The following is a 24224-nucleotide window of genomic DNA, read 5'->3' as shown; positions in this document are numbered from 1 at the left end:
TCCCGGCCGGTTCCACCCGCTCGAACCGGTCCAAAGCCGACCGGCCCGTCATTAACCCCTCGTTGAAGAAGCGCACCCTACGGTTGAGGAAGATCAGGCTGATTCCCCATCCGAGGAGGCGAGATTGATCAAGACCGATGTCAATCGCTACGGCGCAACCCAGATCACGCTGGCGCAAGCGCTACGGAGCGAGCCGGCGGATCCTGCCAAGACCTCGGCTCCGAGCGGGGACGAACCGCGAACCGCGGGGCCTGCCGTGGTGCTGTCGCTCTCGCCCACGGCGAAAGCCGCAATGGACCGCCTGAAAGGCGACGACGGGGCGAGCCCGGCGATCGCATCGAGACTGAAGTATGCGGATGGTGTGCCGCTCAGGCCGGAAGCTTGGCTTGACACGACGGGCATCGAGAAAGCAGCTGAGGAAAGCAGCGCTCTCTTTCTAAGATTTTCCGAACTATTTTCGCAAAAAGGAGAGGATCACAGTAAGTTTTCGGAAGTTCTTCTTGCAAAAGAGTTGCTTTCTGAAAATGTTCAAATGTATAATAGATATTTAACCATCAAGCCAGTGCCAGCCGTTGTTTTGGAGGGTAAAGAGAAGGAGGCTGCTCTCAAGATAGCCAGTGATCAAGGCCTCTCCATTGGAGGATACGATACGCTCGGGTTCGGTGACGAAAACTATGTGTATACGGTTTACAAGGACGGGACGGTAACAAGGAACGACGGTGATACTCCAACGTCCGAGCAAAGTAAGCAGCAAACCCTCGAATCGCTAAAGAAATGGATCGACCTCGCGCAGACCGACACCACTGACTACGACAAGCGCACTGCCGTTAGAGACAAGGAGCTGGCGGAGCTCACGGCTGTCCTGGGTCTTTTTAAGTCCGCCGGAAACTGAGATCGGTCCGGCAAGCGTCGCTCGCCGGACCGGAAGGTTGGGTGGTTACCCAAAAAGGTCATACAGATTGAGGATCTGCGTCGAGTCCTTGTTTGCGATGTAGTCGACGCTGTCGGCCGAACTGAACCACTCGTTGACGACGACCGCATGGCTCAAGTCTGCATCGTCTGGAGCGGCGAAAATCAAGTCGTTTCCGTTCCGCAGGAAGTCCAGCGTGCCGAGGTCCGTCACGTTGCTGAACAGCAAGAGGTCGAGGGCTCCGGCCGAGTCGTCGATGACAGTGAGTCCGACGCCGTCGTAGGAGAAGCTATCGTCGCCTGAACCGCCGTAAAGGGTGACAGAGCCAGATGACGTGTCCAACAACGCGTCGTTGCCCGCTCCTCCATCCGCCTCGCCGCTTGCCGTATCGGCGAAGATGATCAGATCGGTTCCGTCTTCACCAAGGAAGAAGTTCACGCCGGACGTGTCCGACATCGTGTCGGCACCCGAACCTCCCGCGACCTGATCGTTCCCGGCGCCGCCATGGATCGTATCGCGCTATCCACCGGGAGCACATGCGAGGAACGAAACCTAATAAGGGCCGCCGGACAGTCAATTTGCCGTCCGTGTCCTCGAGACAATCCGGATCACTTCATCTTCGCTGGACGTGACCCGCCGCATTCCAAGGTCAATCCAGTCATCGAGAGGCTATTCATTGTCCAGCCTGCGTGATTAACATCGGTGAAAACCAACATAATATACGAAATGGAATGTCATTCTAGCTGCATCATATGTTGTTGCGCCACAAATCGATTTTGGATCGGATATCTATTAGTTAGGCACATCGTTCCACGGGCTTGAAATCCTTCCTGCGCTTTAGGGAGACGTTCCATGAAAGCACTGGTTTGGCACGGGACCCAGGATATCCGCTGCGATACGGTTCCGGATCCCAAGATCGAAGATGATCGAGATGCGATCATCAAGGTAACCGCTTGCGCGATCTGCGGTTCGGACCTGCACCTCTACGACCATTTCATGCCCGGCATGGAGAAGGGCGACGTCATGGGCCACGAGTTCATGGGCGAGGTCGTCGAGACAGGCAAAGGCGTCAACGGTGCGCTCAGAAAAGGTGAGCGCATCGTCGTGCCCTTCACGATCATCTGCGGCGAGTGCGACCAGTGCAAGCGCGGTTACTTCTCCGTCTGCGAGCGCACGAATCGCAACAAGGACATCGCCGACAAGGTTTTCGGGCACACCACCGCGGGCTTGTTCGGGTACACCCATCTCACCGGTGGTTACCAGGGCGGCCAAGCCGAATACGTCCGCGTGCCGTTCGCCGATAAGACGCACATCAAGGTGCCCGAGAATCTCAGCGACGAGCAGGTGCTGTTTCTCGGTGATATCTTCCCCACCGGCTGGCAAGCGGCGGTGCAGGCCGATATCCAGCCGACCGATACGGTTGCAATCTGGGGTGCCGGCCCCGTCGGTCAGATGGCACTGCGCTCCGCCCTTCTGCTCGGGGCCAGACAGGTAGTCTGTATCGACAGCGTACCCGAGCGCCTCGAGATGGCGCGCGCCGGCGGTGCGATCACCATCGACAATAGCCAGGAAAGCACGGTCGAACGATTGAACGAGCTGACGAGCGGCAAGGGCCCGGAGAAGTGCATCGATGCCGTCGGCATGGAAGCGCATTCCCCCCGCGCCCTCGAACACGCCTACGACCGGCTGAAGCAGGCGGTGATGCTGGAGAGCGACCGCGCTGCAGTGCTGCGCGAGATGATCTACGTCTGTCGGCCCGCCGGAATCCTCTCGATTCCGGGCGTCTATGGCGGGCTCGTCGACAAGATGCCGATGGGAGCCCTGATGAACAAGGGTCTGACCATCCGCACCGGCCAGACCCACGTGAATCGGTGGACGGACGACCTCGTCAAGCGCATCGACGACGGGCAGATCGATCCCTCCTTCGTCATCACTCACCGGGCCAAGCTCGAACAAGGGCCGGAGATGTACAAGACCTTCCGTGACAAGAAGGACAACTGCATCAAGGTGGTGCTCAGACCCTGATTGTGTCCCCGGCCCGTCTCGCCGGGACGGGCTGGCTTGGCCCCACTGCGGCAGGGAGGACGTCCGCATGTCTCACCGCGACCAGAACCGCGCTTCCGGGCGCTCGACTCTGCCGAGCTATCTCGTCTCGGAGCCGCGTCGAAGACCCGATCCCGGGACCAGGGAACTCGCCCGCGGGTTGGGTTGGTTCTCGGTCGGCCTTGGGCTGACCGAAGTGGTGTGTGCCGACGCCCTGGCTCGCTGGCTCGGGATGCCGCGCGCCGCTCCGGTCATCCGAGCCTACGGTGTGCGCGAACTCGTGCAGGGCGCCGGGATCCTGGGCTCGCATGATCCGACCCCTTGGGTGTCGGCCCGCGTCGCAGGAGACGCCCTCGATATCGCTACGGTTCTGCCCGGGCTCGATCCGCAGAATTCGCGCAAGGACAACGTGTTGATCGCCCTTGTGGCACTCGTCGGCGTCACGGCCGTCGATGTGATCTGTGCGCGGAGCCTTTCGGAAGCACCCCTTGCCCCGTCCGACAAGGTCCGACGCGATTACCGCCGCCGGAGCGGCTTCCCACGGCGTCCCGAGGCGATGCGGGGCGCGGCCCGTGACTTCAAGCCGCCACCCGACATTATCGGCCCCGAGGCGATGCGTCCCTGGACGCTCACGAACGCCTGAACCCGTCCTACGGTCTACGGAATGCTGCCGCTCCGGGTCGAACGCAGCCCCGAGGGGCGGAGAACACGCACACGGTTACGCCCACCCACAGGTTCCTCCGTCACCCTGCTGACGGGCAAACAGCTCCCCCCAACCTCCACCCTGAAACGAGTTGATCTCGGCTGCAATGTAAGGAAGAAGAGAGCCTATCTTTTCCGAGTGCAGGCTCCGGGTGTTCTCATGAAATACTTATTAGTATCCAATGAGAGCTTTGGCCTCACCATCATCCGGCGGGTTTGATCGTGGGCGAACATCACAAGCACGCGTCGGTCGGGGTCGCGCAGGCGATCTTCGATGGGATGCCGTCCGCCGACCGGGCGAAGGTCGAGGCGGAGGCCGCGACCAAGGGCGTGAGCGCCCTGGAGATCGTGCGCCAATCCCTCGACATTTTGATCTCCGATGCCAAACCGGCGACCGCTGGCAGCGGAACGGGTCCGGTGCAGTAAGGGCCGTCGCGTCATGGTTCGGCCACGGCCGATGACCGGCCGCCCCGGTCTCGTCGCGGGGGCGCTCCTGCTGCTGGCGGCCCTGTCCGGCCCCGCGCGGGCGCAGCGGGTCGAGGACGGGTCCGACGCCGTCATCGGCAAGGCCGTGGCGGCGACGATTCTCGGCATGGTGGGGGAGCGTTTCGGCGCGCTCGACCCGAAGGTGACGGCGTTGCGCAAGGCGGAGGGCGGCTGGATCTGCGGCTCGGTCAACGTGAAGAACCGGGACGGGCTCTATATCGGCGAGCGCGGATTCGTGGCCGATCCGTCGAGCGCGTTCTTCGGCCGCGTCCCGGAGGGGCCGGAACTCCTCAACCCGCGCGCCGAGGGGTTCCAGGCCCTGGAGCGGACCAGGCAGCTGTACTTTACCCATTGCCTGGATTGACCCTCGCCGCGAGGGACCACGGGGCGTCCCGAATCCGCCGGGACCGGCGACACCAAAGCCGGGCCTCGCCGTTATCCCCCCATGATGATGGACACGCCCCGCCTCGGTTTCTGCTGCAATTTCGTGCTCGACGACGATCCTGCCAGCTTCAAGACGCTGAAGGCCGCCCGCGAGGCGACGCTTCACATGAACCTGTCGCACACCACCATGAGTCATCTCGACAAGCTCGCGCCGTCGGCGCGGCGGGCCAAGCTCGAGAGCCTCGCCCGGCACAACCTCGCGGCGCTGGAGCGGCAGATCGCCTGGGTGGCGGCGCGGCCGCCCCTGGAGCGCCTGCTGCGCATGGCGAGCAACGTCCTGCCCGGCTACACCCACGAGGTCGCGCGGGCGATCTATGCCGAACCCGAGATGGTCGCCCTCGTGGAGGCCGGTCTCGCGCGGGTCGGCGAGCGCGCGCGCGAGGGCGGCGTGCGCCTCAGCTTCCATCCCGGGCCGTTCTGCGTCATCGCCTCGCGCAACCCCAATGCCGAGCGCAACGGCATCTCCGAACTCGAATACCATGCCGAGTTGATGGCGATGATGGGGTATGGCGCCGGCTGGCACCCGCATGGCGCCCATATCAACATTCATGTGGGCGCCCGCGACCCCGGCATCGACGGGTTTCGCGCCAGCCTGCCCAAGCTCTCGCAGACGGCGCGCGACCTGCTGACGGTGGAGAACGACGAGAACGCTTTCGGCCTCGACACGGTGCTGGACCTGGGCGACCGCGTTCCGGTGGTGCTCGACCTGCACCACCACTGGGTCCAGAGCGGCGGCGTCTATATCGAGCCCGATGACGAGCGGATCGCCCGCATCCGCGACTCCTGGCGCGGCGTGCGCCCCATCGCCCATATCAGCCTCTCGCGCGAGGCCCTGCTGGAGGGGCACGACCCGGACACGCTGCCCGATTACGCCGCCCTGGTGGGAGCCGGGCACAATTGGCGCGACATCGCGGCCCATTCGCACCTGATGGGCAACCGGGCGCTCAACGCCCTCGTGGCCCGGCACCTCGCCTGGGCCGATTTCGAGATCGAGGCGAAGGGCAAGAACCTGGCCTCCACCGGCATCGCCGCCGAGATCTTGCAGGTGGAGGGCTTTGCGGGCGCCAGCGCCGCGGCTTGAGGCGAGGCCTCGCCGCGCGGGGATTTGGCTCGTCCCATACCAGACCTCGATGAGCTTGACTCATCGAGGTCTGCCCGCGCGACGGCGCGGCGGCGGTCGTCCGCCGGATCTCACTGATCCTGACCTATAGGTCAGGATCAGTGAGGCTTGGTATCAGCGGCGCGTCGGCTTCTGCATCTTGACGACGGTGCTCTTGGGGCGGCCGATCGGCTTCAGGGGAGCCTTGGCCTCCAGGGCGGCGCGGGCGAGGTCCTGGGGACGCGGCGCGCCGTTCGCGATCCGCATCAGGGCCTCGGCCATCTCCTCGATGGTCTGGGCCGCCTCGCCCTCCAGCGTCTCCTCCGCCCGGATGCCGGGAAGTTCGGGCGCGATCTCCTCGGCGGCTTCGCGCAACTGTTCGATCAGCTCGGCCGGCGAGTAACGGGAGGGAGGTGCATATGCCATTCCGCGACCATGGCAGCAGCCGGCGGCCTCGACAACCGGCCCGCCGGACCGAGGGTCGATCTCGCGGGAAGGACGGGTTTGCCGTGGACGGTCCCGGGCCGGGATCGCAGACTCACGGTTTCCATCGGTCGAATTCTGATGTCGAGGGCCTGATCACAGATTCGCTTCGGGCGGCAAAAGGATGTCGGCGGCGCGGCGGCAAGCGGATCGTCCGACTCCCACCCGAACCCGCCGGAGAAGCCGACATGCGGTGTCGCCCGAAGCGGTTCTCCGGCCGGGTTGCGACGCTTTTACGCTCCACGGACCACCGACGTGCATTTCGGTTGCCTCATCAAGGACTTCATGCCTAACGTCGTTGCTTCGACGGGTCGGGTGACGAAGGATTTGGCTCGTTGGGTGCAGATGACACGACGGCTGAACCGGGCCTGCCGTATTTCTGCCTGACGACGTCGGGCTTGCCACCCGGAGAGGCCTTCGAGCGGTGGCGCACGCTCCTGGCGCCGATGTACGAGGTCAGTCCGACGACGCGCTCCGCCGTCCTGCCTTTCGGCACCAACATCGCGTACCCGATCGACGACCTCGTCGCTCATCGCACCCTGCTCTCGACCCAGCGGCTCCAGCGCGATCGCCGACGTGTCGATGCCGGGTCCGACCAGTACACCGTCCAACTCTACCGGTCCGGCCGATTTCAGGGCACCGTCGCGGGAAAAGCGATCGCGGCCTCGGCCGGCACCGTGACCTTCATCGGCCGCCGTCACCTGCTCGATGGCATGCTCGACCGCGCCGATACGACCGGCATCGTCGTCCCCTGCGCCCGCCTCCATGGGCTGCCGCTGGAAGATCATGAGATGCTCTTCGATGCGGCCCGCAACCGGTTGCTCTCCGCCCGCATTCTGGACCTCTACCGTCGCTTGCCGACCACGCGCCTCGACGACGCCCCGGCTCTCGCCGTCGAGTTCGTCGGCTTCCTGCGCCGCCTGCTCGATCCCTCGCGGGCCAAGGACGTGCTCGAAGGCCGCGACCTCGATGGCGGCCTGATGGCGCTGGCCAGAATGATCGTGCAGGAAAACCTGTCCCGGTCCGACCTGTCGCCCGCCTTCATCGGCGGACAGATGCGGGTCTCGCGGGCCACGCTCTATCGGCTGTTCGAGCCGGAAGGGGGCGTGATGCACTTCGTGCAAGGCGAGCGCCTGAAGGCCATGCGCGACGCGCTGGCCGATCCGATGGAGATGCGCACGCTTGCCCGTCTGGCCGAGGTCTTCGGCTTCAGCAGTGCCTCGCAGCTCAGCCGCAGCTTCCGCAACCGCTTCGGCGCGCCACCCCAGGCCTGGCGGGGCGAGCGCCGGGTGGTCCAGCAGACCAGCGGTCAGGGGACGGTGCAGCACGTCTGGAAGTGGCTGCGCGAAACGCGTTGACCCCTTCACCCGGGTGTGCCGACGAGATCGACGCCGTAAGACGGCGGCCGCATCCCCCTCGCACCGGTCCGGCCTTCGGTTAGGCCCCGGCGGATACCCTGGACGATGCCCGCCGAGGGCGTTTCGTGCCCGGAAGCAGGTTGGCAGAAATCCATTCCTCACGGACCAAAGCCCCGTCCGGGTTGACGTGCGCCCTATTATGTAACATCGTTTGCTACATGAGACGCGATAGCCGCCTGTCCGGCATTCTCCACGTATTGCTCCACATGGCCGAGGAGCCGGGCCCGGTGACCTCCGAGGTGCTGGCCGCCGCCATGCAGACCAATCCGGTCGTCGTGCGCCGCATCATGGCCGGACTGCGCGAGGCGGGCTTCGTCCGGTCCGAGCGCGGGCACGGTGGTGGCTGGACGATCGCGCGCGAACTGCACGAGATCACCCTTCGCGACATCTACGTCGCGCTCGGTTCGCCCGCACTCCTCGCCATCGGCAACCGCACGGAATCGCCGGGCTGCCTCGTCGAGCAGGCCGTGAACGCCGCCCTCGATACGGGCTTCCGCGAGGCCGAAGCGCTGCTGCTGGAGCAGTTCGGCCGCGTCACCCTCGCGGCCCTCAGTGCCGATTTCCACGCCCGTCTCGCCGCACGGGGCGGCACCCTCACCCTGGAGCAGGCCCATGGCATTTGACGTGATCATCGTGGGGGGCAGCTTCGCCGGCTTGTCGGCGGCGACCTACATCGCCCGCGGGCGACGCTCGGTCTGCGTGATCGATACGGGCAACCCGCGGAACCGCTTCGCGGCGGCCTCCCACGGCTTCTTCGGTCAGGACGGAAGCGACCCCCGGGCGATGATCGCGCAGGCGCGCGCACAGCTCGCGGGGTACCCTCAGGTGACGTTCGTGGCGGGAGAGGTGGTGGACGCCCGCGCGGGCCAGGACTTCACCGTCGTCCTCGCGGGCGGAGAGACCCTGCACGCCGCCCGCCTCGTCCTCGCTCACGGTATCTCGGACGTTCTGCCGGACCTGCCCGGCCTTGCCGAGCGCTGGGGCAAGAGCGTCCTCCACTGCCCCTATTGTCATGGCTATGAATTCGCGGAGCGGAAGCTGGGGGTGCTCGCGGTATCGCCGATGTCCGCCCACCAGGCTTTGCTGATCGCCGAATGGGGGCCGACGACGCTCTACCTCAACGGCGGTGATAGGCCCGATGAGGCAACGCATACCCGGCTCGTCCAACGGGGCATCGAGATCGAGCCGGCTCCGCTGGTCGCTCTCACGGGCGACGGCGATACGTTGTCGGGTGTGCGGCTCGTGGACGGCCGAACGGTCGCGGTCGATGCCCTCTATCTCGCACCGCGTTCACGCTTGAACAGCCCGCTCGCGGAACGTCTGGGTTGCGCGCTGGACGAGGGACCGTTCGGTCCGGTCATCCGCACGGATTCCAGCAAACTGACGACGGTGGCGGGTGTCTATGCTGCGGGCGACATCGCCCGCGCCCCCCATAGCGTGAGTTGGGCCGTGGCGGACGGTGTGACGGCGGGCGTTTCCGTGCACCAGTCCCTCGTCTTCGCAAGCCTGGCTGCCTGACCCCGTGCGGATGCTGTCGCATTGGCTCTTCGCCCAACCCCGCCGTAGAGCGGACGGACGGGTTCCGACCCATGCCAGCCATGGAGACCGCCGTTCCAAACTGGAAAAGAACGACACGGTCACTCCATTGCGTGGATAGCCAGAGACCCTCTCGGCGAGGAGCTTTCAGCGCAAAGGGTGGGTCCTGGTTCGCCGCATGTGGGCTTTTCGCTCTCTGGGCATCGATCCGGCCCTTCACGCCAGCCCATCGTCATGGCCCCCGAGAAACCGAGCTGCGGGGAAACCGAGGGGAGCTAAAGGTCCTGAGCGGGACCGGTCGGGGCGGCGCGTGTCGTCCGCTCGCTCGGTCGCTCTGCTGCGTGGTGGCCGCGCCAAGGGCTTGCTGCACGGTGGAGGACACGCGGTCGGTTTGGGAAAACACCGCGACGATCCGGCGGTCTTAAGCGAACCTTTGCCTTGTTCTGGCCTCTGGAGGGTAGGAGACGTCGCGTTCCGAGGGGCGATCACCCGTGACCATACGGCCTCAACCATACCACGACGGCTCCGCGACGGAGGCGTCCCCCCTCGATGGCGCCACCGTTCCGGAACGGCTGAGCCCGAAGGAGCAGGGGGTGCTCAGCCTTGCCCTGCGCAAGGGAAGCGGCAACCCGGTCGACGATCTCCTCGCCGCCTCCGAGGCTCCCTCGCGCCAGATGGCGCTCCCGCTCTGGCTGCTGCTGGTCGGGCGCGACGCGGTTCACAAGCGGTGGGGCATCGTGACGGGGGCGGGGCTCGTCTGGACGGCGTTCGGCCTCGCGCTCGTGATCGACGCCTTCGACGGGGCCCTCCACATTCCCGACCGCTGGTTCGGTCTCCTCCTCGTGTTCGAGGCGGTGGGCTCGTTCGTCCGCGGCCTCGTCGCCACCGGCGCCGCGCGTCGGCTGCGCCTCCTCAAGGCGGTGCTCCTCCTCGTGGTGGCGGTGCTGACGATGCTGGCCTCGCCCGCGAGCACGTTCCTGCTCGCGATGCTGTTCGGGGCCGCCTTTTTGTTCGATGGCCTGTCGCGCTTCGCGCTCTCGAATGTGCTGCGCTTTCCGGGCTGGCGCCTGTCGGCGGCGCACGGGCTGTTGGGAGTCGCCCTCGGCATCGTCACGCTGCAACCCTGGCCCACCTGGTATGCCGGCACGGTCGGGTTCTGCATCGGCGCCTTCCTGATCCTGAGTGGGATCAAGGTGGCGATCCTCGGGCTGCGGTTGCGGCGCCCTCCCGTGGCGCCTGGACAAAACTTGGCTCCCGAGCCGCACTTAGTTCCTGAGCCGCCTTTGGCCGGGACCGGCCCGGAAGCGCTGACCGTCCATGTCTGGACGCCGACCGGAACGGCGTCGATCCCGGTCCGGCAGCGCCTGGTGCATCGCTACGTCATCTCGGTGAACGGGCACGGCCACATCTCCACCGGCCACGCCGCCCTGGAGCTCGGCGAGCCGGGCGAGGAGGGGGCGCTCTATGTGAGCCATTACCCCGCCGTGGAGATCGACCGTTCGCCCGACCATCTCCGCGCGACCCTGCGCGCCGGCCCGGAAAACGACGTGCCGGGCCGCTTCCTGCCGAGCTACCGCGAGGAGGCGGACGATTGGTGCGAGGCCACCGTGACGGTCACCCTCCACGGAATCGACGGCGCGCGCCTGAGGCGCTTCTGGGCCGCCTATCGTCGCGACACGACCTACAACCTCGTCGCGCGGAACTGCTCGACGACGGTGGCCTGTGCCCTCGACGCCGCCGTCGAGGGCGCGTTCAACCGGAACGGCAAGCCGTGGCGCACCCTCGCCCAGGCGGCGATGAGCCCGGAATTCTGGGCGGCCGCGCTCCTGCGCAACGGTGCGGGCGCGATGACATGGACGCCGGGTCTCGTGCTCGATTATTCGCGGGCGCTCAGCGCCCTGATCGATCCCGTCTCGCCGGTCCAGGCGATCGGCTGGAACGGCGTGAAGCGGCGGCTCCTGCGCAACTGGCGCGCCGAGGCGGTGGCGCGGATGCGGAGCCTCGCCCGACGGCGCTCCCCGGCGGCATAGGCCGGCGGAGGGCAGTGGGTCGGTCTGACATCCGATGGGGACGACCCGAACCCGGAAGGTTCGAGCGACCTAGGCGTGATGGGGATATGCAGATCCCCATGGTACCCAGCCACAGCGTCGCCGTTTCAGCGTGCCGGAGCGACAAGAACCGCTTCCGCCGGTCGGTGACGACGGCCGGGTTCCATTCCTGCCGCTCGACGACCTCCACGGCGTCCGCCGCCATGGCACCGGCCGCCGGCCTTTCTCACGCACACGTCCTGGCGAACCGTATCGTATCAGGACGCGGATCAACGATGGCGGGTGGATAGAGCCGGCGCTCCCGCGTTTTTCCGGGATGTCGTTGATGGAGTGGTCGAAGTCTGACGGATGGTACCCGTCCTGAGCGTCCGAGATGAGTGGGGAGCAGACCTTGAACCGTCGCCCCGAAGCGGACGTTCTGCCTCTAACCCTTCAACAACGTTCCAGCGGTTTTGGGTCATGCCAGTATGCGGTCATCGTTCTGATGTTGACTGATAAAACGTTGGCGCAAGCGCACCTGCTGCACGCCCGAAAGCCTCGGAGAGCATGTCGCGCTCCAACAAGCGGCACGGCAATCAGGGGGGAGCAGACTAGGATTCCATTTCACTGAACTATTCATATAAAAACCAGGCAACACAAATTTAAGCTTGATGTGTTAATGAGCGCGGATCGCATCTATATTTGGATATTCAGATGAAAACCGTTCGATCTCGATTGCTCGTTGCAATTTTTGGGCTACTCATCGCCCTTTTCATGACTGCCGCGCTAGGTCTTATTGCTACTAACACGGCCGAGAAAGGTATGGAGACGGTTTTTATTGACCGCGTCGTACCATTGCGTGATTTGAAGGGGATTTCTGATAGATATGCTATCGACATCGTCGACACTTCACATAAGGTTCGGAGCGGCGAACGTTCTTGGTCCGAGGGAATTAAGGTCGTCACGGACGCGCAGGCCATCATCGCAAAAAGATGGTCTTCCTTCGCTGCGACGAAGATGGACGAACGTGAAACAGCTCTGGCCAACAAGGCCAAGACCGCAATGGCAGTCGCTGATACAAGCATTAATAGGCTTCTTAATATTTTTGGCAGCAAGAGCCAGGTCGAATTAGAAAGTTATATAAAAGGGGAATTGTATAAAGCGATCGATCCCGTCTCATTCTTGATCGTACAGTTGAGCGAGATTCAGGAGGCCCAAGCGAAAGAGGTTTACGAGCAAGCCGCTGCAACCTATGCAATTGCACTGGAAGTTAGGCTCGGTGTTCTGGTGTTCGGCATCCTTGCTGCTGCCTTCTCACTGGTAATTACCATGCGGGGCGTTCTCGCACCGCTCTCGGCGATCACCAAGATGATGCGCTGTCTTGCAGGCGGCGATGTAGAGCAGCCTGTTCCGAGTCTCGGCCGCAGTGACGAGATCGGCGATATGGCGGCCTCCGTGCAGGTGTTTAAAGACAATCTCCTGCGCACCCGCCAACTCGAAGCGGAGACGGCCAATGCGCGCTTGGCGGCTGAGGGGCAGCGCAAGGTCGGCATGCGCCAGATGGCTGATGCCTTCGAGACAGCAGTTGGCGGAATCATCGACGCGGTGTCATCCTCCGCGACGGAGTTGCAGGCGACGGCGCAGCAGTTGACTTCGACGGCCGCCCAAACGGCCGCCCAGTCTGCCACCGTCGCCGCAGCGGCGGAGGAAGCGGCCGTCAACGTCAATACCGTCGCCTCGGCGGCCGAGGAGCTGGGGGTGTCGGTTCAGGAGATCGGCCGTCAGGTCTCAGGCTCGTCGGATCTGGCACAACGGGCGGTGGGCGAAGCCGACCGGACCGCTGCGCTCGTCCAGGAACTCAGCACAGCCGTGGCCCGAATAGGCGACGTGGTGCAGCTCATTTCCACCATCGCGGGCCAGACCAACCTTCTGGCGCTTAACGCTACCATTGAGGCGGCCAGGGCCGGCGAGGCCGGACGGGGCTTTGCCGTCGTGGCGTCGGAGGTGAAGGAACTCGCTAACCAGACCGCCCGCGCCACCAGTGAGATCGGTGAGCAAATCAGCCACATCCAGGGCGCCACCAGTCAGGCCGTCGACGCCATCGGCTCGATTACCGCTCGCATTGCCGAAATCAACATGGTCGCCACGACCATCGCGTCCGCAGTGGAGCAGCAGGGCGCCGCCACCCAAGAAATCGTGCGCAACGTGGCAGAGGCTTCCACCGGAACATTTGAGGTGACGAGCAACATCTCCGGTGTGGCGCAGGCCTCTCAGGAAGCCGAGGCGGCGGCCGGCCAAGTGCTCGGCTCGGCCTCGGAGCTGTCACGCCAATCCGAGCACCTCTCGGCCGAAGTGCAGCGCTTCCTAACGACGGTGCGTGCCGCCTAGAGCGCTCTCCGCCGAAGTGGATGCCGGTTCGGCGAAATAGAGCGCGGCAGAACAAAGGCCTGGAGATGTGCCCCGACCCAACGTGGTCGGGCGCAGCTCCAGACCTGCAGGAGATGCCATTCTAGTCCTTTTCTTGGACTGTATTGTCCTGGGTGAAATGGACAATGCACCACGAGAAAGTGTTTCCGTATCGCCATCCCAAAAGCCGACGGTCTGACAGTCACCCAGCGCGGCTTACCCCTCGGTTTCACCAAACTGCCTGGACGCAGCCCTTTCCCGAGCCGGCAACGGGTCGAAAGCAGCCCCCGGTAGCGGGCACCAAACGTCAGATGTTCCCCACTAGATCGATGTAGCCCGGTTCAGGTTGTTGTTCCAAGGCTTTACCTCATCCTGAGGCGCCCGCGTCAGCGGGCCTCGAAGGAGCCCTCCAGACACCAAAGCGCTCCCTGGATGCCTCCTTCGAGGCCGCTACGCGGCACCTCAGGATGAGGTTAAGATCCTGGACAGGCAAATTAAAACAACTTCTCGGCATAGGCATCGAGGCTGAAGATGCGTCTGTGCAAGTCCATGCCGAACAACTGAGATTGCGCATCATCGGCCTATACCCTTGGCTCGGATGACAGGGAGAGCTGTGTGGTCCCGCCGCCCGGCCCTTCGCCTCAGCGCGCCGGGCGGGACGCGGCCAGCGCGCGGGAGATCGCCAGCATCACCGCCAGCGTGTCCTCTTCGTCCTGCTCGGCGCCGTGATCGCTGAGCTTGACGATCACGGTGCCGGTCTGGCGGTTGATGTAGATGTACTGGCCATAGACGCCGATGGCGGAGATGTCGTCGTCGCCCTCTGGCACGTGCCACCATTGCGCAGAGTAGGGCCAGCCGTCGACATCCCTGCGGGCCGGGGTCTCGATCCGCTCGATCCAGCGCGGGGGAACGATGTTCGTGCCGCCGACGCGGCCATGGTCGGCCACCATCAGCCCCAGGCGGGCGAAGTCCCGCGCCACGGCGTTGATGCAGCAGAAGGCCTTCTCCGTTCCCCCCGGCCGGTCGAGATTCCAGGTCGCGTTCGCCTCCGCGCCCATGGGCTTCCAGATCGCGTCCGAGAGAAGGTCGGCCAGGGGCTTCTTCTGAACCTCCGCGAGGATCAGGCCGAGGATCTCGGTGTCGATGCTACGGTATTGGCCCGTGCTGCCGGGCTTCGACGACAGGGTGGCGTGGTCGCGCACGAAATCGCGGATGTCGCGGGTGAGGTACATGCCGGCGGTCCCCACCAGGGGGTTCCACGGGTCGTAATTCTCCGGCACCGCGAGTCCGCTCGTCATGTCGAGGAGGTCGCGGACGGTGATGCGGCCGAAGGCCGGCTCGTGCCGCAGATACGGCAGCAGGGTCGCCACGTGGTCCGTCTCGGCGAGCTTGCCCTCGGCGATCGTCTGTCCGACCAGCAGCGAGACCACCGATTTCGCCACCGACCAGGACGGGAACAGCGTCGCCTGGCCCGAACCGGGGCGGTACCATTCATGGACGAGGACGCCGTCCTGGGTCACCAGCAGGGCGTTGGTATGGGTCGCCTCCAGCATCTGCGCCAGGGGAACATTGTGTCCCTTCCAGGGGGCATGGCCGAGAATCGCGCGCGGCCGGGCGGGCAGGGCGCGGGACGAGGGCCCGGCCGCCACCGGGCGGCTCGCGAACCAGGTGCCGACGGAGGAGGGCTCGACGATGGCGAGGGCGGCCAGGGTGACCGGGTTCGGCACGCCGAGCAGCGGCCCGATGGCCAAGCCGAGTCCGCCGAGCACCAGGGCGCAGATCAGCGTCCCGGCGAGCCAAGGGCGACGGAAGCGGGGCCGGAGGCGGTGCAATCTCGACATGACGCTCGGTACACCTCTTGGCCGGCCCCGGCCGCCGGCGGAGCCCTGTCCTTCAGTGAGGCGCGGTCTGGCCCGAGGCGAGGATCGTCACCCCGACGGCGATCACCGCGATCCCGATCATCATCGGCAGGGTGATCGGCTCCTGGAACAGGAGCGCGCCGCCGACCGCCGCGCCGACCATGCCGACCCCGGCCCAGATCGCGTAGACGATCCCGATCGGCAGCATGTTCATGCTGTTCGACATCAGCCAGAACGCCGTGCCGTAGCCCAGCACCACGACGATGGTCGGCAGCGGCTTGGTCAGGCCGTCGGCGGCCTTGAGGGCGAGGGTCGCCGTCACCTCGGCGCTGATGGCGAAGGCAAGGAGGAGGTAGGGGTTCATCTGCGAGGCGTCCGTGCGGGGGCAGGCTGAAAGCGGAATCCGTGGCCATCCCATGGCGATGTCCGCGTCATGTCCGAGGCCGGCGGCGGAATCGCGCGGTACGGCCACGGATTTCAAAACCACGGGGGCCGTTAATTTCGCGTGTCGGATGGCGCACGAAGGCCCGTCCGATGGCGGTCGAAACCGGGTGCGCGTGGCGGTGACGGTCTGCCGTTTTGGCACAACTGGTCCGGGCGGCCCGCGCCGAATTGGAAAGTCTGCCCGTCGATCGCGTCTTGCTCCGCTCGGGGTCTCACGGCACAGATTGGTCACAGACTGCGCGCGATTCTCCCTGGCCTTCCGGGACGGGAGAATCCGTGAGGAGCGTTCCGGCATGATCATCGTCACCACCGAAACCATTCCGGGTTGTACGGTCCGCGAAGTGCGAGGCCCCTGTTTCGGCGCCGTGGTCCGCAGCCGGGGCGCGGTCGGAAATTTCAGTGCCGGCCTGCGCTCCCTCGTCGGGGGCGAAGTCGGCGAATACAGCCGTTTGATCGAGGAAGCGCGCGGCCAGGCCATCGACCGCATGGCGCAGAACGCGGCTCAGCTCGGCGCGAACGCCGTCCTGACGATGCGGTTCGACTCCTCCGAAACCGACCAGAACATGATGGAGGTCGTCGCCTACGGCACCGCCGCCATCGTCGAGCGCAACGCCTGACCACCGCATCCCGGCAGGTCGGGACGCTCACCCCTATCGCCTTGACAAACCTCGGGTTTCTGGCGGTGAGGCCCCATCACGTTCCTCTTCTCCCACGACGGAATCCGACACGATGCGCACGACCCTGACCGCATGTCTCTTCATCGCCCTCACGGGTGCCGCCCTTGCCCAGCAGGTGAACGAGCCGCCGATCCAGAGCCCGCAGGACGCCGCCTGCCGCGAGCAGGCCAGGGCGCAGGTGTTCAGCGCCGCCAACCCGAGCAATCTCAGCCTCTACGACCTCGGTTCGCAGATCTATCACGCCTGCATGGCCAGCTATCACACCACCGGCCCGAACCCGGACCGCAAGGAGCGCCGTTTCTGACACCGCACGCTTCCCGTGATTCCGGCCGCCTCCCGTTCCCTTCCGATGGATCTCCGCAGCATGACGATGCATGGCCAAGAGCTCCTTGGCGGGCGGGAGACGAGCCGTCGCTCCGGCTTTCTGGTCTTCGCCGTGCTACTGGCGCTCGCAGGTTCGGCGACGGCCGTGTCCGCCGCGCAGCCCTCGGAGAAGCTCTGTACGACCGAGAACTCCACTCCCGAGACGGTGGAATGCATGGGGAAAGCCCTGGAGGGCGCCGACAAGGCGCTGAACGCAGCCTACCGGAAGGCGCTCTCGGTGATCGACGCGGACGATAGCGGCAAGGATGCCAAGGCCAAGACGGAGTGGAAGGCGCAACTCGCCGCGGCGCAGCGTGCCTGGATCGCGTTTCGCGACGCCGATTGCGGGGCTCTGATCGTCAGCGAGTGGAACAGCGGCAGCGGGACCACAACGGCGACCTACGCGTGCCTCTATGACAAGACCGTCCAGCGGACTGGCGACATCCTGAGCCGCTACCCGCTTCACTGAATCCGGGCCGACCTTTCGCTCAGCGATAATCGGTGGGCGTGAGGCCGTGCCGGGCCATCTTGTCGTAGAGGGTCTTGCGCGGCGTGCCGAGGGATTCGGCGGCGATGCGGACGTCGCCGCCGGCCATGATCAGCTCCTCGCGGATCAGGCCCCGCTCGAACCGGTCGACCTGCTCGGCCAGGGTTCCGGTGCTGGCGGCCTCCGGTGAGGGCGCGTCGTGCTGGCCGAGGCCGAGGGCGTGACGCTCGGCGAAATGGCCGAGCTCGCGCACGTTGCCGGGCCAGTCGTGCCGGCGCAGGTGCTCCCGCACGGCCGGCGTGATCGGCGCGGGCTCGCGGCCGAAGCGCAAAGCGGCGCGGGTGAGAAACTCCTGGAACAGCAGCATCACGTCCTCGCGCCGCTCGCGCAGGGGCGGAATCGCGATCGTGATGACGTTGAGGCGGTGGTAGAGGTCGTCGCGGAAGGTGCCCTGCGCCGCCGCCTGGCCGAGATCGACCTTGGTCGCGGCCACCACGCGCATGTCGATGGCCCGGATCTCGTTGCTGCCCAACGGCTCCACCGCCCGCTCCTGCAGGACGCGCAGGAGTTTCACCTGCAGGCCCAATGGCATGCTCTCGATCTCGTCGAGGAACAGCGTGCCGCCCTGAGCGTGCTCGATCCGGCCGACGCGGCGCTTGAGGGCGCCGGTGAAGGCACCGGCCTCATGGCCGAAGAGTTCGCTCTCGACGACGCTGTCGGGTAGCGCGCCGCAATTCATCGCCACGAAGTTCCGGCTCGCGCGCCGGCTCCAGCGGTGCAGGGCGCTCGCCACCACCTCCTTGCCCGAGCCGGTCTCGCCGAAGACGAGAACGTCCACATCGGCATCGGCGACATCCCGCACGAGACGGCGCAGGCGCACCATCTCCGGGGAAATGCCGAGGAAGGCCGGGTCCTCCTCCACCGCCGCGTCCAGCCGGGCGCGCAGGGTGCGGTTCTCGAGGACGAGCCGGCGCCGTTCCAGAGCGCGGCGCGCCGAGGCGACGAGAGATTCGGCCGGATAGGGTTTGGACAGGAAATCGTAGGCCCCGTCGCGCATGGCACTCACCGCCATGCGGATGTCGCCATGCCCGGTGATCAGGATGACCGGCAGTTCCGCATCGATGGCCTTGATCCGCCCGAACAGAGCGATGCCGTCGAGATCGGGCAGGCGCACGTCGGTAACCACAAGGCCGGGCGGATCGGCGAGGATGGCGGCCAGCGCCGGTCCGGCGGCCCCGAAGGTCTCCACCGTGAACCCATCGAGCTCAAGGCTCTGGCGGTTGGCGCGGCAGACATCCGCCTCGTCGTCGATGAAGACGACCCGTTCGGCCGACCCGCCCGCACCCTCTTCAACGCTCACGGTGTCGTCTCCACGGGGGCTTTGGCCAGTTCCATCCGGAACACCGCCCCGCCGGCCGGATCGTCCAGGGCGTTCAGGCTGCCGCCGCAATCCTCGACGATTCCGCGGGCGATGGCGAGCCCGAGCCCGAGCCCATCGGACTTGGTGGTGAAGAAGGCGTCGAAGAGTTGGGCCCGAATGGCCTCAGGCAAGCCCGGCCCGGTATCGCGCACCTCGATCGCCACGCGATTCTCAGGCACGTCCCGCACCAGGATGGAGACCCGTGGATCGGTGCTCCCCGCCGACGCGTCGAGGGCGTTCTGGAGCAGGTTGACCACGACCTGCTCGAGGCGCGGCCCGTCACCGGGGACGCAGAGGCCAGGGGGCGGCGTCTCCGCCAAGAGCGCGATCCCGGCCGCTTTCGCCCGTGCGTCCACCAGTTCCAGGCTGTTGGCGAGGATATCGGCGAGGGGCACGGGCTCGCGCCGGGGTGATGAACGCCGGGCGAAACCCTTGAGCTGCCGCGTCAGGCCGCCGATGCGGTCGGTGAGGCGACCGATGGCGAAGGCATTCTCCGCCGCTTCCTCACCCCGGCCCCGTCGGACCAGGATCGCCGCGTTGTCGGCGTAGGAGCGGATGGCGGCCAGCGGCTGATTGATCTCGTGCGCCATGCTGGCGGCGAACTGGCCCAAGGCCGCGAGCCGCCCGGCCTGAGCGAGTTCTCGGCCGAGGCGTTCGCGCTCGGCTTCCGCCTGCCGTCGCTCCTCCTCCGCCCTCCGTCGCTCTTCGATTTCCAGCCGCAGCATCCTGTTAGCGTCGGTGAGTTCCATCGTCCGCTCACGGACGCTCCTCTCCAACTCTTCCCGGCGCGTCGCGGCTTGAGCGAGGCGCTGGCGTGTCCGTCGCCGGCGGCCCGCCACGGTCGCGATCCCGATACAGGCCAGCCCGGTGCCGAGGGCGGCGATGATCCAGGCCTGCACCCGCTCGCGGTCCACGGCAGAACCCACCGGCGTCAGGGTATGGAGCCGCCAGTCGGTGCCCGGAATGGGGGCGTCGAGGGCCAGGGCGGTTCGCGCCGGCCGCGACCCCTGCCCGACGCGGACGAGATCTTGCATCCCCCCGACGGGGTGGAGCGGAAGCGCCGTGAGCGGGGCGTCGCCGAATTCCAGCGCCGCGCGGATGCGCTTTCGCTCGTCCTCGCCGACCTCGCGGAGAGTCGCGAAGTTCCACGTGGGATCACTCGCCACGAGGACGATGCCCCTTGCATCCGCCACGAACACCCCATCCCCCGATTGCCGCCACGCGGCCTCGACGTCGTGGAATTCGATCTTCACCACCACCACGCCGCCGGATTCGTCGATCCGCCGCGAGAGGTAGAGGCCCGCCCGGCCGCTCACCGTACCCAGGGCGAATTGCGATCCGGCGCCGCCGTTCATCGCCTGCCGAAAGTAGGGCCTGAAAGCATAGTCCCGGCCGAGAAAGCTGCGCTCCGACCCTGCATTGCTCGCAGCTACCGTGATCCCATCGGAGCGGATGACGTAGATCACCGCCGCGCCCGTGGCCGCCGCGATCTGAGCGAGCCGTCTGTTGACCTTGGTGACCAAGGGCTGCCCCGGCTCAGGACCCGCGACTGCTGCGATCTCAGGATCCGCGGCCAGGGCCAGCGGAAGCGAGGCCTGCTTCTGCATTTCGGCCCTCAACGCGCTGACCTGCAGCGCCAGGGCGGCCTGGGCCGTACGGCGAAGGTCCGTCAGCGCCCAGCGCTCGGCCGCCCGCCCAGCGAGCCATGCCCCAACGAGAACCAGGATCAGGCAGGCGACCGGAACGAGGGTGCGATGCCACCGCGCGCGCCATCGCGGTTCGGTTCCGCCGCGGAGAGAAGAATTCTGATTCACGCGCTTCGCATCAGTGCGATTTCACGGACGGAATTTGGCAGCTATGTGCGGAATTTCGCACTGGGGCCGCGAATGGGAACCACGCCGACAAGAGAAATATGTCTGAAATCAACATCTTAACGAAATATTTCAGGAGTTCCCAAGCTGGCATGCGGGTTGCCATTCCTAAACCGAAACGCAGGCCTGCGCTGTTCGCAGGGCTGCAAGCCGAAGGGACAAGTGCCCCGACGCCAAGACCAAGAGACGACGGTGCCCGGACAGAACCGGCGCACCGATCCGACCCAGTTTTATCTATCTCCAGGGAGAAGCCCGCCATGGCCACCATACCGTCTCCGCTGACCGCGCCGCATGCGCCGGCAAAGCCGAAGCCACTCTATCGCACGCTGTATTTCCAGGTGCTGGTCGCCGTGGCGATCGGCATCACCCTCGGCCACTTCTACCCGCAGGTCGGCGCGGACATGAAGCCGCTCGGCGATGCCTTCATCAAGCTCGTCAAGATGATCATCGCGCCGGTGATCTTCCTCACGGTCGTCTCCGGCATCGCCGGCATGACCAACCTGGAGAAGGTCGGCCGCGTCGGCGGCAAGGCGCTCATCTACTTCATCACCTTCTCGACGCTGGCCCTCATCGTCGGCCTGATCGTGGCGAACCTCGTCCAGCCGGGCGCGGGCATGCATATCGATCCGAAGACCCTCGATCCGAAGTCGATCGCGATGTATGCCGACAAGGCGAAGACGCAGTCGATCACCGACTTCCTCATGAACATCATCCCGACCACGGCGGTGGGTGCGTTCTCGGGCGGCGAGATCCTTCAGGTCCTGTTCTTCTCGGTGCTGTTCGGCTTCGGCCTCGCCTTCCTGGGCGATCGCGGCAAGCCGGTGCTCGACATCATCAAGGTGCTGTCGGAAGCCATCTTCGGCGTCGTCAACATCATCATGAAGGTCGCCCCCATCGGTGCCTTCGGCGCCATGGCCTTCACCATCGGCAAGTACGGCATCGCCTCGCTCGCCAACCTCGCCTACCTCGTCGGCGCCTTCTACCTGACCTCGGCGATCTTCGTGCTCGGCGTGCTCGGCCTCGTCGCCCGCTATAACGGCTTCTCGATCATCAAGCTCATCCGCTACATCAAGGAAGAGCTGATGCTGGTGCTCGGCACCTCGTCCTCCGAGTCGGCCCTGCCTTCGCTGCTCGAGAAGATGGAGCGCGCCGGCTGCTCGAAGCCCGTCGTCGGCCTCGTGGTCCCCACCGGCTACTCGTTCAACCTCGACGGCACCAACATCTACATGACCATGGCGGCCCTCTTCATCGCGCAGGCCACGGACACGCCGCTCACCTATGGCGAGCAGGGCCTCCTGCTCCTCGTGGCCATGCTCTCCTCCAAGGGCGCGGCCGGCGTCACCGGTTCGGGCTTCATCACCCTGGCGGCGACCCTCGCGGTGGTGCCCTCGGTGCCCGTCGTCGGCATGGCGCTGATCCTCGGCGTCGACCGGTTCATGTCCGAGTGCCGCGCGCTCACCAACTTCATCGGCAACGCCGTGGCCTGCATCGTGGTCGCCCGCTGGGAAGGTGAAGTGGACGAGGTCAGACTCGCGGCGGCGCTGGGCGGCAACCCGATGCCTCTGGCAGCCGAGATGCCGGTTCTCCAGGCTGCGGAGTAACACCCGTACCGACTTCGAGCCGGGTGGCGATCCAGCCGGCTCGAAGTCGATCCGAAAGGGGCTGCCGGACCGCAATGGCCCGGCAGCCCCTTTCGCGTCGAGCATGGCCTCGGCTCCTCGATGCGATGGGTCACCCGAGGCCATTCCAGACGAGACACGTGCCAGAGATCGCCAGAAGCCCGTCCATCATGAACCGGAACGTCTCCGGGGCGAGGCGAAGCACGAAGGGCTTTGCCACGAACGCCCCCACCATGAGAGCCGCGCCCACGGCAAGGCCTCTGACGAAATCCGCGGCCGGCAATGCGCCGGTTCCCTGAAAGGTCAGGGTCTTGGTGAGGTAGATTGCCAGCGACGCAGCGGCCTCCGTGCCGATGAACGCACCCTTGGTCAGGCCGTAGCCGATGAAGACCGGAACCGAGGCCGGGCCGGTCGAGGCGACGATGCCGGTCAGGAAGCCGATAACTGCTCCTGCAACAGCCAGGTGGGGGAGCCGCACTCTGACGAGGCGGTCGGCCAGCCAGCGGCGTCCGGGGATCATCGCCAGAAGGAACGCGCCGATCGCCAGATCGACGGCACGCGGCGGCAGGACCAGCATCGTGCGGGCGCCGAGCATGGCCGCCGGAATTCCAGTCGCCGCATAAGCGGCGACGGCCCGCCAGTCGACCTCTCGCCACCATGCCAGGATGCGGGAGAGGTTCGCCATCACGGCTGCGACCGCCATGATCGGGATGGCTTCCTTGGGCCCGTAGACATACGCGAGCACCGGCACCAGCATGATCGAGGAGCCGGTACCGATGATGCCGCTGACGACGCCCGCTACGAGGCCGATGGAGAGGATGAGAAGCAGACCCATCGGCCGATTGTGCCCGGTCGAACCGGAAGTCCCTAGGGGCAATGCCTGACGTTGGATAATCTCGGCCTGCGAGCCTGTGCCGACGGAGGCCGGCTCGGATCACTTTCCCGCCAGCGAATGTTCCCCTGCCTCATGCTGACCAGTCGGACCGATCTTGCCGATCTCGGCACCTTCCTCGCCATCGCTCGTCATCTGAGCTTCCGGCGCGCGGGGCTGGAACTCGGTGTCAGTGCCTCCGCGCTCAGCCATGCCCTCAAGGCGATGGAGGCTCGCCTCGGCGTGCGGCTGATCAACCGCACCAGCCGGAGCGTCACCCTGACCGCAACGGGCGAAGAGCTTCTGGCGTCGCTCGATGCACCCTTCGCGGCGATCGGTTCGGCGCTCGATGGACTCAACCGCCACCGGGAGCCAGGGAACGCCGCGGGGCGCATTCGTCTCAATGTGCTCGAACATGCGAGCACGCTGCTACTCGCGCCCGTGCTGCCCGTCTTCAGCGAGCGCCATCCGCAGATCAAGATCGACGTCCGCGTCTCCAACGATCTGCTCGACATCGTGGAGGCCGGGGCCGATGCGGGCATCCGATATGGCGGTACCGTCGCTCAGGATATGATTGCCCAGCGCCTGTCGGCCGACCTGCGCTGGGTGGTGGTCGGCGCACCCTGCTATCTGGATCGGCATGGAACGCCGGAGCATCCACACGACCTGTTGGCGCATCGGTGCCTGCGCATCCGCCTCGGTGACGAACGGCTCTACGGTTGGGAGTTCGAACGGGCCGGTGAGCCGCTCGCGCTCGACGTGCCCGGCGCCGTGGCCATCGACAACACGCACTTCGCGCTGTCCCTCGCGACGGCAGGCGGGGGGCTGGCCTACCTCCCCGAACCATGCGTCAGGTCGCCGGTCAGTCGCGGTGAACTGCGCGTCGTTCTGACGGATTGGGCCCCCGCGGGAGCCGGCTTCCACATTTACTATCCGGGACGTCGCCAGGTGCCGACCGGCCTGCGGCTCCTCATCGATCTGGTTCGCGAGCTTAGGCCGCTCGGTCTGTAGGCGCGATGTCGCCCAGCGATGAGCCATGCTCATTGGTCCGTTGAAGCA

23 protein-coding genes and 1 pseudogene are annotated in these 24224 nt (G+C 65.9%); 16 read left to right on the top strand and 8 right to left on the bottom strand.

Translation table 11 applies throughout. From position 1 onward, the window contains the following. Nucleotides 1-124: 124 nt before the first annotated feature. Entirely contained in the window at nucleotides 125-892 is a 768-nt protein-coding gene (locus ACYQOP_RS05380) for a hypothetical protein (RefSeq protein WP_461221553.1), read from the top strand. Nucleotides 893-937: 45 nt separating this feature from the next. On the opposite strand, the gene ACYQOP_RS05375 is transcribed toward ACYQOP_RS05380, so the two are convergent. Both ACYQOP_RS05375 and ACYQOP_RS05370 read right to left on the bottom strand, forming a co-directional pair. After that, the gene (locus ACYQOP_RS05375) at nucleotides 938-1366 is read right to left on the bottom strand and encodes a hypothetical protein (protein WP_461221551.1); all 429 of its coding nucleotides are present in this window, start codon (nucleotides 1364-1366) and stop codon (nucleotides 938-940) included. Beyond that, nucleotides 1367-1423 (bottom strand): annotated as a pseudogene (locus ACYQOP_RS05370) (hypothetical protein); the annotation flags it as partial. A gap of 339 nt (nucleotides 1424-1762) precedes the next feature. Here ACYQOP_RS05370 and ACYQOP_RS05365 point away from each other — a divergent pair. The 5 genes from ACYQOP_RS05365 to ACYQOP_RS05345 all read left to right on the top strand — a co-directional run bounded on the left by ACYQOP_RS05365 (nucleotide 1763) and on the right by ACYQOP_RS05345 (nucleotide 5666). After that, a complete protein-coding gene (locus ACYQOP_RS05365; protein ID WP_461221549.1) occupies nucleotides 1763-2935 on the top strand; it encodes a zinc-dependent alcohol dehydrogenase in 1173 nt (390 codons plus the stop codon). Between the two features lie 67 nt (nucleotides 2936-3002). Then, the gene (locus tag ACYQOP_RS05360; RefSeq protein ID WP_311276760.1) at nucleotides 3003-3596 is read left to right on the top strand and encodes a cyclase dehydrase; all 594 of its coding nucleotides are present in this window, start codon (nucleotides 3003-3005) and stop codon (nucleotides 3594-3596) included. 281 nt (nucleotides 3597-3877) lie between these two features. Beyond that, the gene (locus ACYQOP_RS05355; RefSeq protein WP_461221547.1) at nucleotides 3878-4081 is read left to right on the top strand and encodes a hypothetical protein; all 204 of its coding nucleotides are present in this window, start codon (nucleotides 3878-3880) and stop codon (nucleotides 4079-4081) included. 31 nt (nucleotides 4082-4112) lie between these two features. Continuing rightward, nucleotides 4113-4505: a hypothetical protein gene (locus ACYQOP_RS05350; RefSeq protein WP_056428534.1), complete on the top strand. Its 393-nt coding sequence runs from the start codon at nucleotides 4113-4115 to the stop codon at nucleotides 4503-4505. A gap of 81 nt (nucleotides 4506-4586) precedes the next feature. Further along, a complete protein-coding gene (locus ACYQOP_RS05345; RefSeq protein WP_200919108.1) occupies nucleotides 4587-5666 on the top strand; it encodes an apurinic/apyrimidinic endonuclease family protein in 1080 nt (359 codons plus the stop codon). A gap of 153 nt (nucleotides 5667-5819) precedes the next feature. Here ACYQOP_RS05345 and ACYQOP_RS05340 read toward each other — a convergent pair whose 3' ends face one another. Further along, nucleotides 5820-6110: a hypothetical protein gene (locus tag ACYQOP_RS05340; RefSeq protein WP_056428532.1), complete on the bottom strand. Its 291-nt coding sequence runs from the start codon at nucleotides 6108-6110 to the stop codon at nucleotides 5820-5822. Nucleotides 6111-6502: 392 nt separating this feature from the next. Between ACYQOP_RS05340 and ACYQOP_RS05335 the strand changes: the two genes are divergently transcribed. The 5 genes from ACYQOP_RS05335 (at nucleotide 6503) to ACYQOP_RS05315 (ending at nucleotide 13536) form a co-directional block, all read left to right on the top strand. Further along, entirely contained in the window at nucleotides 6503-7525 is a 1023-nt protein-coding gene (locus ACYQOP_RS05335; RefSeq protein ID WP_461221545.1) for a helix-turn-helix domain-containing protein, read from the top strand. Between the two features lie 218 nt (nucleotides 7526-7743). After that, nucleotides 7744-8208: an RrF2 family transcriptional regulator gene (locus ACYQOP_RS05330; RefSeq protein ID WP_056428528.1), complete on the top strand. Its 465-nt coding sequence runs from the start codon at nucleotides 7744-7746 to the stop codon at nucleotides 8206-8208. Next, entirely contained in the window at nucleotides 8198-9103 is a 906-nt protein-coding gene (locus ACYQOP_RS05325; protein WP_461221543.1) for an NAD(P)/FAD-dependent oxidoreductase, read from the top strand. The genes ACYQOP_RS05330 and ACYQOP_RS05325 overlap by 11 nt, the downstream gene beginning before the upstream one ends. Nucleotides 9104-9612: 509 nt before the next feature. Continuing rightward, entirely contained in the window at nucleotides 9613-11151 is a 1539-nt protein-coding gene (locus ACYQOP_RS05320) for an HdeD family acid-resistance protein (protein ID WP_461221541.1), read from the top strand. A gap of 711 nt (nucleotides 11152-11862) precedes the next feature. After that, a complete protein-coding gene (locus tag ACYQOP_RS05315) occupies nucleotides 11863-13536 on the top strand; it encodes a methyl-accepting chemotaxis protein (protein ID WP_461225200.1) in 1674 nt (557 codons plus the stop codon). Between the two features lie 659 nt (nucleotides 13537-14195). Here ACYQOP_RS05315 and ACYQOP_RS05310 read toward each other — a convergent pair. Then, complete coding sequence (locus ACYQOP_RS05310) at nucleotides 14196-15395, bottom strand: serine hydrolase domain-containing protein (RefSeq protein ID WP_461221539.1); 1200 nt, start codon at nucleotides 15393-15395, stop codon at nucleotides 14196-14198. Between the two features lie 52 nt (nucleotides 15396-15447). Next, nucleotides 15448-15885, bottom strand: coding sequence for a DMT family transporter (locus tag ACYQOP_RS05305; protein WP_461221538.1), 438 nt, complete (start codon nucleotides 15883-15885; stop codon nucleotides 15448-15450). A gap of 265 nt (nucleotides 15886-16150) precedes the next feature. On the opposite strand from ACYQOP_RS05305, the gene ACYQOP_RS05300 reads away from it, so the two are divergent. The 3 genes from ACYQOP_RS05300 to ACYQOP_RS05290 all read left to right on the top strand — a co-directional run bounded on the left by ACYQOP_RS05300 (nucleotide 16151) and on the right by ACYQOP_RS05290 (nucleotide 17366). Further along, nucleotides 16151-16474 carry a YbjQ family protein gene (locus ACYQOP_RS05300; protein ID WP_056428511.1) on the top strand — a complete coding sequence of 108 codons (324 nt, stop codon included), beginning with the start codon at nucleotides 16151-16153 and terminating at the stop codon, nucleotides 16472-16474. Between the two features lie 112 nt (nucleotides 16475-16586). After that, on the top strand, nucleotides 16587-16838 hold the full coding sequence (locus tag ACYQOP_RS05295) for a hypothetical protein (RefSeq protein WP_056428507.1): 252 nt from the start codon (nucleotides 16587-16589) through the stop codon (nucleotides 16836-16838). Between the two features lie 45 nt (nucleotides 16839-16883). After that, a complete protein-coding gene (locus ACYQOP_RS05290) occupies nucleotides 16884-17366 on the top strand; it encodes a lysozyme inhibitor LprI family protein (protein ID WP_461221536.1) in 483 nt (160 codons plus the stop codon). A gap of 19 nt (nucleotides 17367-17385) precedes the next feature. On the opposite strand, the gene ACYQOP_RS05285 is transcribed toward ACYQOP_RS05290, so the two are convergent. Beyond that, nucleotides 17386-18744: a sigma-54-dependent transcriptional regulator gene (locus ACYQOP_RS05285; RefSeq protein ID WP_461221534.1), complete on the bottom strand. Its 1359-nt coding sequence runs from the start codon at nucleotides 18742-18744 to the stop codon at nucleotides 17386-17388. Beyond that, the gene (locus ACYQOP_RS05280; RefSeq protein WP_461221532.1) at nucleotides 18741-20618 is read right to left on the bottom strand and encodes a sensor histidine kinase; all 1878 of its coding nucleotides are present in this window, start codon (nucleotides 20616-20618) and stop codon (nucleotides 18741-18743) included. Before ACYQOP_RS05280 ends, ACYQOP_RS05285 begins: the two co-directional genes overlap by 4 nt. A gap of 314 nt (nucleotides 20619-20932) precedes the next feature. Here ACYQOP_RS05280 and ACYQOP_RS05275 point away from each other — a divergent pair, with 314 nt between their 5' ends. Then, nucleotides 20933-22276 (top strand): dicarboxylate/amino acid:cation symporter, encoded by a 1344-nt coding sequence (locus tag ACYQOP_RS05275; RefSeq protein WP_056428498.1) that lies wholly within the window; start codon nucleotides 20933-20935, stop codon nucleotides 22274-22276. 130 nt (nucleotides 22277-22406) lie between these two features. Here the strand turns inward: ACYQOP_RS05275 and ACYQOP_RS05270 are convergent, their stop codons facing one another. Next, a complete protein-coding gene (locus tag ACYQOP_RS05270; protein ID WP_461221530.1) occupies nucleotides 22407-23129 on the bottom strand; it encodes a sulfite exporter TauE/SafE family protein in 723 nt (240 codons plus the stop codon). Nucleotides 23130-23261: 132 nt separating this feature from the next. Between ACYQOP_RS05270 and ACYQOP_RS05265 the strand changes: the two genes are divergently transcribed. Beyond that, nucleotides 23262-24176 carry a LysR family transcriptional regulator gene (locus ACYQOP_RS05265; RefSeq protein WP_461225199.1) on the top strand — a complete coding sequence of 305 codons (915 nt, stop codon included), beginning with the start codon at nucleotides 23262-23264 and terminating at the stop codon, nucleotides 24174-24176. Nucleotides 24177-24224: the final 48 nt, after the last annotated feature.

This window comes from Methylobacterium sp. CM6247 (genome assembly GCF_054817925.1).
This window is presented reverse-complemented; position numbering and strand designations above follow the sequence as displayed.

Excerpts from the sequence above, each read along its gene's own strand:
- ACYQOP_RS05375 (WP_461221551.1), bottom strand. The coding sequence starts at position 1,366 with ATGTCGGACACGTCCGGCGTGAACTTCTTCCTTGGTGAAGACGGAACC.
- ACYQOP_RS05365 (WP_461221549.1), top strand. The coding sequence starts at position 1,763 with ATGAAAGCACTGGTTTGGCACGGGACCCAGGATATCCGCTGCGATACG.
- ACYQOP_RS05360 (WP_311276760.1), top strand. The coding sequence starts at position 3,003 with ATGTCTCACCGCGACCAGAACCGCGCTTCCGGGCGCTCGACTCTGCCG.
- ACYQOP_RS05350 (WP_056428534.1), top strand. The coding sequence starts at position 4,113 with ATGACCGGCCGCCCCGGTCTCGTCGCGGGGGCGCTCCTGCTGCTGGCG.
- ACYQOP_RS05345 (WP_200919108.1), top strand. The coding sequence starts at position 4,587 with ATGATGATGGACACGCCCCGCCTCGGTTTCTGCTGCAATTTCGTGCTC.
- ACYQOP_RS05340 (WP_056428532.1), bottom strand. The coding sequence starts at position 6,110 with ATGGCATATGCACCTCCCTCCCGTTACTCGCCGGCCGAGCTGATCGAA.
- ACYQOP_RS05330 (WP_056428528.1), top strand. The coding sequence starts at position 7,744 with ATGAGACGCGATAGCCGCCTGTCCGGCATTCTCCACGTATTGCTCCAC.
- ACYQOP_RS05325 (WP_461221543.1), top strand. The coding sequence starts at position 8,198 with ATGGCATTTGACGTGATCATCGTGGGGGGCAGCTTCGCCGGCTTGTCG.
- ACYQOP_RS05315 (WP_461225200.1), top strand. The coding sequence starts at position 11,863 with ATGAAAACCGTTCGATCTCGATTGCTCGTTGCAATTTTTGGGCTACTC.
- ACYQOP_RS05310 (WP_461221539.1), bottom strand. The coding sequence starts at position 15,395 with ATGTCGAGATTGCACCGCCTCCGGCCCCGCTTCCGTCGCCCTTGGCTC.
- ACYQOP_RS05300 (WP_056428511.1), top strand. The coding sequence starts at position 16,151 with ATGATCATCGTCACCACCGAAACCATTCCGGGTTGTACGGTCCGCGAA.
- ACYQOP_RS05295 (WP_056428507.1), top strand. The coding sequence starts at position 16,587 with ATGCGCACGACCCTGACCGCATGTCTCTTCATCGCCCTCACGGGTGCC.
- ACYQOP_RS05290 (WP_461221536.1), top strand. The coding sequence starts at position 16,884 with ATGGATCTCCGCAGCATGACGATGCATGGCCAAGAGCTCCTTGGCGGG.
- ACYQOP_RS05275 (WP_056428498.1), top strand. The coding sequence starts at position 20,933 with ATGGCCACCATACCGTCTCCGCTGACCGCGCCGCATGCGCCGGCAAAG.
- ACYQOP_RS05270 (WP_461221530.1), bottom strand. The coding sequence starts at position 23,129 with ATGGGTCTGCTTCTCATCCTCTCCATCGGCCTCGTAGCGGGCGTCGTC.
- ACYQOP_RS05265 (WP_461225199.1), top strand. The coding sequence starts at position 23,262 with ATGCTGACCAGTCGGACCGATCTTGCCGATCTCGGCACCTTCCTCGCC.